Origin of the sequence: Colwellia sp. E2M01 (assembly GCF_018860585.1) — a bacterium.
GTDB lineage: Bacteria > Pseudomonadota > Gammaproteobacteria > Enterobacterales > Alteromonadaceae > Colwellia.
This window is the reverse complement of record NZ_JAHKPR010000022.1, coordinates 26357-32809: the sequence shown is the minus strand read 5'-3', so window position 1 is coordinate 32809 and position 6453 is coordinate 26357. Positions and strand designations below refer to the sequence as shown.

General features: G+C 35.1%; 5 protein-coding genes. All 5 read right to left on the bottom strand.

Annotated features, from left to right (window positions below):
- Positions 1 to 107: 107 nt before the first annotated feature.
- The 5 genes from KO502_RS04295 to KO502_RS04275 all read right to left on the bottom strand — a co-directional run bounded on the left by KO502_RS04295 (position 108) and on the right by KO502_RS04275 (position 6115).
- Positions 108 to 509 carry a hypothetical protein gene (locus KO502_RS04295; RefSeq protein WP_216021333.1) on the bottom strand — a complete coding sequence of 134 codons (402 nt, stop codon included), beginning with the start codon at positions 507 to 509 and terminating at the stop codon, positions 108 to 110.
- A 386-nt stretch (positions 510 to 895) separates the two neighbouring features.
- On the bottom strand, positions 896 to 1735 hold the full coding sequence (gene dapD, locus KO502_RS04290) for a 2,3,4,5-tetrahydropyridine-2,6-dicarboxylate N-succinyltransferase (protein WP_216021332.1): 840 nt from the start codon (positions 1733 to 1735) through the stop codon (positions 896 to 898).
- 65 nt (positions 1736 to 1800) lie between these two features.
- Entirely contained in the window at positions 1801 to 4452 is a 2652-nt protein-coding gene (gene glnD, locus KO502_RS04285; RefSeq protein WP_216021331.1) for a [protein-PII] uridylyltransferase, read from the bottom strand.
- A gap of 117 nt (positions 4453 to 4569) precedes the next feature.
- Positions 4570 to 5358 (bottom strand): type I methionyl aminopeptidase, encoded by a 789-nt coding sequence (map, locus tag KO502_RS04280; RefSeq protein ID WP_216021330.1) that lies wholly within the window; start codon positions 5356 to 5358, stop codon positions 4570 to 4572.
- Positions 5359 to 5494: 136 nt separating this feature from the next.
- A complete protein-coding gene (locus KO502_RS04275) occupies positions 5495 to 6115 on the bottom strand; it encodes a hypothetical protein (protein ID WP_216021329.1) in 621 nt (206 codons plus the stop codon).
- Positions 6116 to 6453: the final 338 nt, after the last annotated feature.

Sequence of the window (6453 nt, the reverse complement as noted above, 5' to 3'; positions counted from 1 at the left end):
TTAATCAACTTGGTATTAACTGTGCGCTGTGTCTAGTGGATTAAGAAATTTAATTTTAAGGGTAATCTTTAAAAGTTAATTGGTTTGTGAACTCGCTAAGTTAACCATTATTTAATTCGTGAAACTATTTTAACAGAGTTGTTATCTTGCTCGATAACATGCGCATAGTTTGAGCTAACACGAGTACGTGTTTCTTGGCGTTTATCGCCCTTAATTTCGATACCCATGATTGTACTATCAGGTAAATAGTTATTTTGGCGCTCAGCGTAAGCTAATATCATGCGTTGATCTTCTGGTATTGGCCTATTTAGTAACGAGATCAGTAAGTCTTGATCGGATGTCGCCGGTTTTTTTATTGAATTAGCATTATTATGGGTAAATTCATAATGACTAAAATTTTTAGCATAATAATTGTTGCTTTGTGGCGCTGAGTTAACCTGACTTGTACTGCTACATGCAGTAAGCGTAAGGTAAATAAAAAATGTAATACCTAATTTAAATATTGTCATAATAAACCTAATGATAATGAATAGCAGTAACAGGGTTACTTTATGAATTGCTAAGTCGCTTTATTATCAATAGGGCAAGTGTTATGCCATAAAATATTATTTCAGTAATAGAGTTGTTAGGGATTTGTAATTAAAACTTATAATCGATTGTAATAGTTAATGAATAAGTATTTTCCAGTAACGAGATATTCTCAAAAATTAAAATAAAAAAACTCAGAAGGCTACTTTTATCAATAAAAATAGCCTTCTGAGTTTTTATAAATAAGTAAGCGTCAATTTATTTACGCTTACTTATTTTTAGGATATGTGCATTGTAAATGATTCGAATTTGAGAAGGTATTATTTTTAAAAAAATTGTACTTTTTCAGATATTATTTTTCAAAAGGTTACTCTTCAGCGACAGAGCGAAGTAATTCATTAATACCGATTTTAGCACGGGTTTTTGCATCAACTTTTTTAACGATAATTGCAGCATATAAACTGTAAGTACCACACGTTGAAGGTAAGTTACCTGGTACTACAACAGAGCCTGCTGGTACACGACCATACATGGTTTCGCCCGTTTCACGATCGTAAATACGTGTGCTTTGACCAATATATACGCCCATAGAAATTACCGCGCCTTCTTCAACCACAACCCCTTCAACAATTTCAGATCTTGCGCCGATAAAGCAGTTATCTTCTATAATAGTAGGGCCTGCTTGTAAAGGCTCTAAAACGCCACCAATACCAACGCCGCCAGATAAATGTACGTTTTTACCTATTTGTGCACAAGAGCCAACCGTTGCCCAAGTATCAATCATACAACCTTCATCTACAAAAGCGCCAATATTAACAAAGCTTGGCATTACTACCACATTTTTACCAATAAAGCTGCCAGTGCGAACACTGGCACCTGGTACAACACGTACGCCGTCGGCCTCAAACATTGCTTGGTTGTAGTCTTTATATTTCATCGGTACTTTGTCGAAAAAAGTACTTTCTGCGCCATCAAGCACTTGGTTATCCCAAATACGAAAAGACAGGAGAACGGCTTTTTTTAGCCATTGGTTTACATGCCAGCCTGCTGCTGTTTTGTCAGCGACACGAGCACTACCATCATTTAATGCAGCTAAAGCAGTAAGTACGGCATCTTTTATGTCATTTGAAACCGTCGTGGGGGTAATGTTTGCTCTGTTTTCAAAAGCTTGTTCAATAACGGTAGCTAAGCGTGTTAAGTCTGTCATTAGGCTATCCTATTTTTAATTTATCTGTTTAAGTTGACTGTATTAGCTAAATTAAGAAGGTGAAATTAATCAATTTCTTGTGTTAGCTTTAAGGTCAATGCTTCTTTTTCTTCCATGGTTAGCGCATCATTATCGACAGTTGAAATAGTAAATACATCATTTGCCTTTTCACCAAAGGTAGTGATTTTAGCTGAATGTATACTGATTTTTTCTTCTTGGAAGATTTCTGCGATATTCGATAACAAACCTGGTCTGTCTAAGGCTATTATCTCGATCATGGTTCTATTTTTAGCATGTAGATTAATAAAGTTAACATGCGGCGCTACATTAAATTGTTTTAATACTCGGGCAACTTTAGGCACCGGTAAATTACACGCATCTTCCTGGTTTAAACGGGCAACTAAGTCTTGACTCATTTCTTGCGTGTATAAATTTTCACGCAACGGTTTATTGCGACTATCTAATATAACAAAGGTATTTACCGTATAACCTGTTTTAGTGGTAATAATTTTTGCGTCATGAATTGATAGTTTTTTGGTTACTAAAAATGAAACGGTACTGGCAAAGGTATTGTTTTTTTCTTTGGTAAAAATAAATACTTCAGTACCGCCTCGATAAGGAATAGGGCTGATCAGTACTAATGGTTTTTTACGATCATGGGCGATTATGTGTTTACATTGTCTGGCTATTTGCTCTGGTGAGTAACGTAAAAAATAATCAACTCTAAACTCTGACCACAGTGCATCAACATTGTCTTGATTTACCTTATCTTCTAATAAGAGTGTTAGTGCTTGTTGTTGGTTTTCTCGAATTTTTGAACGAATCTCAACAGGTTTTTCTAAGCCGTTACGAAACGCACTCAAGGTATTAAAGTAAAGCTCTTCTAGTAAATTGGCTTTCCAGTTATTCCATAAACTTTCATTGGTACCGCGCATATCAGCAACAGTTAAACAATAAAGGTAATTTAAGTGTGCTTCATCACGAACAATTTCACCAAAAGTACGAATAACATTTTCGTCATTAATATCACGACGCTGTGCAGTAACCGACATTAATAAGTGATGCTCAACTAGCCATGCCACCATGTTACTGTCGTGTTTGCTCATTTGATGTGACAAACAAAAATCTAAAGCATCAACCGCGCCTAACTTAGCATGATCGCCACCACGACCTTTACCTATATCATGGAAAAAACCACCTAGGTATAAGACTTCTGGTTTACGAATTTTTTGTACTATTTGACTACACAGCGGAAATTTATGATTATGCTCTTTTTGGCTAAACTGATGGAGGTTTTTAATTACACGAAGGGTGTGCTCATCAACAGAGTAAGCATGAAACAAGTCAAATTGCATCTGACCAGCAATGTCTCGCCATATTGGTAAGTATGCGCCAATAATACTATGCCTATGCATTAACGTTAATGGTAAACCTAAACCACGCGGATGACGGATAATAGCCATAAATGCTTTACGGCAATCCTTATAGTCAAGTAAACCTGAAATTAGTCGGCGGCGCGCATAACGCATCAATCTGATGGTATGAGAATGAATACCTTTGATTTTTGGCTCTTGAGCAATGATTAAAAACATTTCAATCATTTTTACTGGACGCATAAAAATACGATCGTTGCGGATATTTATTAAGGTATCTACTAATTCAAAGTCTTCATTGATGTTACTTACATTTGATAAAGCAGGTTTTTTAATTATTGCGTCTTTAAAATGTTGTAATAACATTATATTTAATTCGGTAACCCGGCCAAGAATACGGAAGAAGCGCTTCATCATACGCTCAACCGGTGCTTTACCTTCATCACCAAAGCCCATCATTTTGGCAACATCGGCTTGGTAATCAAACAATAGTCTGTTTTCACTTCTGCCAGCAACAAAGTGTAATGCAAAACGCATACGCCACAGGTAATCTTGCGCTTCTAATAATTCAAAAAACTCATTAGGGTATAGATAATTGTGCTCTACTAATTCTTCTAGTGAGTCAGCACAAAAATGGCGTTTTGCTACCCAAGCAATGGTTTGAATATCACGTAAACCGCCAGGGTTTGCTTTTAAGTTAGGCTCAAGTGTATATGCGGCACCACGGTATTGCTGGTGTCTACCATCTTGTTCTTTACATTTGGCAATAAAGAATTTTTCAGATGTCCAATATTCACCTTCGTTTAAAATGGGGGTTAATTGTTGCGGTAGGGTAGTGTTACCTGCAATATGGCGCATTTCCATTAAGGTAGTCGCAACGGTAACATCTTTTTCCGCTTGTTTTAAACATTCGGTAATTGAACGAACACTGTGACCTATATCAAGCTTTACATCCCATAATTGAGTAATGAAACTCGATATCTTTTCTTCTAGTTTTAAATCGGTATCTTCTTTAGTGAGTATTAAAATATCTACATCAGAATGTGGGTGTAACTCGCCACGACCATAACCTCCAACAGCAACAAGGCTTACTTGTTCTTCGTCAAGATGGTGCTGACACCATAGTTTTTTCAGTATAGCGTCAACAAAGTCAGCTCGTGCGACTAATAAGTCACTAATATCATTATCAGCAAAAGAATCTTTTAACCAGGTATTAAATGAAACTCGTAGTTGCGAGAAATCACGAATTGTTAATAAGTCAGCGCTTATCGCTAAGCTTTTAATAAAATGTGATGGAATAATATGTGCTTTTACTAAATTTGTAGGTACAGGGTTATTAGTCAAGAGCTTACCTTATTATTTGTAATAGTATGTTTTATGAGTATGTATTTGTTTAAATATATACTATTCTCATCACTACTAATTTACGCCAAATTAGTGACAAATGATCATACTATGAAATTAATTATGTAAAATACGCGCAATAGTTTCATCACTGCGTAAAGTTAAAATTTCACAACCTGTTGGCGTAACTACAATAGTATGTTCCCACTGAGCCGATTTTTTACCATCTGCAGTATAAACTGTCCAATTATCGGTTTTGTCTAATACGGTTGTTGCTCTACCTAAATTAATCATAGGTTCAATAGTAAAACACATGCCTACTTCCATTTTGGTTTTATCATTGTTTTTATAGTGAACAATTTGTGGCTCTTCATGGAATACTTTACCTATACCATGTCCACAATAATCTTTAACGATAGAATAACGACCAGACTTTTTAATGAATTTTTGAATCGTTGTGCCTATTTCACCAAAAGTAGCACCTGGTTTTACTTTTTTAAGTGCTAAATAGAGTGATTCTTGGGTAATACGACATAAGCGATTGTCTTCTGGCGAAACATCACCAACAAAAAACATTTTGCTGGTATCTCCATGGTAACCATCTTTGATCACAGTTACATCGATATTAACAATATCACCATCTTTTAATACCGTGTCATCAGGAATACCATGACAAACTACATTGTTTACTGAGGTACAAACTGATTTAGGAAAGTCATGGTAATTTAATGGGGCAGATATTGCATTTTGAACTTTATCAGTATACTCCGCACATAATGTGTTAAGTTCGTCTGTTGTAACGCCTGCTTTTACATGCGGTCCAATCATTTCTAAAACGTCTGCTGCTAATTTACCGGCAATACGCATTTTTGCAATTTCTTCTTGGCTTTTTATTGTGATGGCCATAAGGTTTTTTCTCTTTTTGTTTTCGCTAAGTGTTTCGCTATCTATTTACTTTATATGAATGAAACTTAGCGTGAAATAAATTTTAAAGGTATTTGTATGAAAATTACTGTCTACAATTTGACTAATGACTTTGTTATTAACTACGGCTTTTTATCTCAAACTGAATGGCCTCTATAAAAGCATCAGCGTTTTGTAAATATAAGCTGTGATTGAGTAAAACTAATTCATCATCAATGGCCAGTAGTAATGCAGGTATTGCTTGTGTTTCTATTATTTCTTGTAAAGCATAAACTTCTTGCACTTGCGCTTGCGCATCACCCGTTAATTTTGTTTTACTCAATACTTTTGCGGGTACTGATAATTTAAATTCACTTACAATATCGGCCACATCTGCAGGCTCTGCTAGTGCATTACCTTTTGAAAAATGTGCTGTTTGTAAAGCATTTAATAACGTTAATGCTTGCTGTGGTGTTTTACCTGCAGCCCAAGTCATTAAGTTAGCACATAAAGTAGAGTCTTTGCTTTGTACTAATGAATCGAGATACTCGGGAGCGAAATTGACCATAGATAAATCTTTTACTTGGGCAATTTGTTGTTTAGTGATTGTATTGTCACCGTCAGCATCGGCAAAGTAAGCGCAATGCCATAAATTTAATTTTATTTCTGGTAATGCTTTGTTTACCGTATTAACCAATGGAGTTGTTGCATAACTCCACGGACAGTGACTGTCATAGATAAAAAATAATTCTGCTGCCATTGCTTACTCTTAGGTTGATTGTGTTTTATAATTGATTGGTACTTTTAATGGTGATAATTTAATTATATGGACTTAATAAGCTTTTTTAACCCAATAATAAACACTCACATTTAGTACTTTCAGTAATTTTAACTCGCCTAGCTTTATTATCCCACCATAAATCATAATTTACTGAAAAATCATTTTTTACTCGCAAAAAAAGCCTGTTCGTGGTATAAAGTGCGGCGCTAAATTTTTAGTAAATCATTTTATTATTTTTGTCTTATTTTATTCATCATCTTGTCATGAATAAAACGTATAAAATATAAAGTGATAGCTTGGTTTAGTGACAATTTAAA